Source organism: Gracilibacillus oryzae (assembly GCF_009498735.1).
In the GTDB taxonomy this organism is placed as follows: Bacteria; Bacillota; Bacilli; order Bacillales; family Amphibacillaceae; genus Gracilibacillus; species Gracilibacillus oryzae.
In genome coordinates, this window is the sequence record NZ_ML762473.1 from 1 (window position 1) to 2,529 (window position 2,529).

The following is a 2,529-nucleotide window of genomic DNA, read 5'->3' on the forward strand; positions in this document are numbered from 1 at the left end:
GCGTATAATTCATCTTGAGTCCTCCTTGGGTATTAATTAAGGGTCCTTTTTCGTTGCAACGATCGGACACCTCGTATAATACCAAGGAGGCTTTTTGTATTCAAACCTCAAATTTCTTCATTACAGGAATGCTCCTTTGTTATAATCGAATATTAACATACATACAGAATGTTTGTAAATAGAAAATAAAATAAGACTTTAATCAGTGGTTTTTTTGTATCCCCCACTGATCATTAGCGAAACTTATCAGGACGCTTAGTGTCTGTTTATCCTCCGCATACTTACTTCGTGATACTTGAATCTTTTCGTTTAGGATATTTCAGATGGTTGGCGCTATAATAAAAAAATCACAACCCTTCCTACATAAAAAGTTGTGATTTTATTTTCACATTGTCCATTAGTAATTTCGCAAACCAATAGCCTGCCATACCACCAATAACATTCAATATAAGATCATCCACATCAAACTGACCAATTTGTAATGTAATTTGGGTGATCTCTACTAAAATAGTGAAACATGTAACTGTCAATAAAAGCAAGATGAATTTTCGATGGCGAGGAAATAACAGTGGCAGTAACAGTCCCAGAGGCAAGAACACTAATATATTTCCGACAATATTATTGAAAATAAATAAAATAGAAAAATGATCAGATTCTGTTATATAGCGAATGGTGTTTCTAAATGGAACCAAATTAGAATTTGCCAGAAAGTTGTCTATATACCGGCTGCTTTCTGAGGATGTATAAACATAAGGATTAGTATATATTCCGTTAAAATAATTCATAACCCTTGTTGCAATTCGCTGAAATAGTAATAAATATGAGCTAAAGCACAAATATAAAATGAACACCAGCCATAAGGTGATTCGATATATCTTGTACCAGGCATGATTCTTCAAAAATTTACCAACCTTTCTCAAACAGCTAACTAGTATGGTTCAGTATTCCAACCTTTCCTTGCAGCTGTTCTATTAAGTGAGAGGAATCCTCTTTATCTAACCAATCAAGGTATATATGTTTTTCCCTGTTATTTTCTAATGTAATGACTAGTATTTTATTTATTTTAGCAACATGCTTTATCTCTGCATAGGGGATTTTATAATTTGGCAAAAACATTTCTTTTAAGATTAGAGAGTTGTCATCAATAATAACATAGTCTTTTTCGGGCAGCTTAAAATAGTAGATTGCTCTGTATACCCGGAAACAGACAAAAACAAGGAAAATAGCTGTTAATATTAAAAAGACGACATAGCTTAGTTCATTATCAATAAACGTAATGATCCAGACTAAAATCACTAATGCTCCTGTTATTATAGAAAGAATTCCTTTGTTTCTCCATTTCGAACTATTTCCATATGTATAATGCACAGAAACTCCCTCCCTCTTCTCCTTTCAGCATAACATATTTCCGCAAATTTTGTAATTTTTTCTCAAAAAAGATAGTTTTGAAAAGTTGGATGTTCCAAAAGATGTTATTCCAATGAATGGTATTAATAAGAAAGGATTTATCAATAAAAAAAGTATCCATGATCAACTCTTCTGGGATGCGAGCTAATTCATGCATACTTTTTATTAACTGAAAATATTATTTGCTTACAGGACTAAATTCATGAACCCAGACTTGCATCTTAGGAATCCATGGCATTCCCGGATGAAGTGATAATATCGCTTCTTTATATGCCTCTAAATCAGCATAACCTTCCTTAATGGCATCTTCATCTGTAAGTTCGCCTAATTTTTGCTGGTAAACTTTATCTATAATAAATTGATGATCCTCTAATGTCATTGTCTCTCCAATATCTGCATATCGGCCATTTCTTCTTGTTGCACGTTTCTTCCCTTGCAGAACTTTCTCTATGTCAGCTGGAATTGTAATTAGTCTGTCAATCGTACATGTTTTTGGTGGCAATGCTTGATTTTCTTGATTGCTTGTCATCGTAACATCATGCCTTTCCTATATTCTATTATTAATCAGTTTATCAAGATTTGAAAGAAATGGTCAACGGAATTGATTACTGATTCAATAAAATTCCACGAATACCATCCCATATTTGTCCTTTGCAATTTTCCTCACGAGCCATAATATATCCTATATGGCAGGAAAGGAGTGTTTCGGTTGCCAGCTAAGAAAAATAAAGAAATGTCCAAAAGTCTAGCTAATCGATTATACCATGATAAGAACGTTTATTTAACACCTGAGGGAAAAAAACTTTTAGCAAAGATTCTAAAGAAATAATAGATATAGTTTTAAATAAAGTGAGACATTGATCATTTGAGGTGCTTACCGATCAGTAGCGAAACTTATCAGAATGCTTAGCGTCTGTAATAAGAGAGTGGAACATAACGATTATGTTCCACCCCAAGGACGAATGTTTTAAAAACAAATGACCCATAATAGGGATTATGTGCAGTAAGTAATAAAAGTTAATTTTGAGATTATGAGAGTGCAATGACGCCGCTACGTCCGATTGCTTCGCTTTCCGTGGGGACGGCCTCAGCTAACTTGTTGAAGAAACCCGCTTCACCAAG

Annotated in this window: 3 protein-coding genes; all 3 read right to left on the reverse strand. The window is 33.8% G+C overall.

The features are described from left to right. Window positions 1-359: 359 nt before the first annotated feature. On the reverse strand, window positions 360-851 hold the full coding sequence (locus tag F9U64_RS22475) for a VanZ family protein (protein WP_228275868.1): 492 nt from the start codon (window positions 849-851) through the stop codon (window positions 360-362). A 73-nt stretch (window positions 852-924) separates the two neighbouring features. Further along, window positions 925-1,368 (reverse strand): hypothetical protein, encoded by a 444-nt coding sequence (locus F9U64_RS22480; protein WP_153407130.1) that lies wholly within the window; start codon window positions 1,366-1,368, stop codon window positions 925-927. A gap of 217 nt (window positions 1,369-1,585) precedes the next feature. Further along, window positions 1,586-1,936 (reverse strand): ASCH domain-containing protein, encoded by a 351-nt coding sequence (locus F9U64_RS22485; RefSeq protein ID WP_153407131.1) that lies wholly within the window; start codon window positions 1,934-1,936, stop codon window positions 1,586-1,588. Window positions 1,937-2,529: the final 593 nt, after the last annotated feature.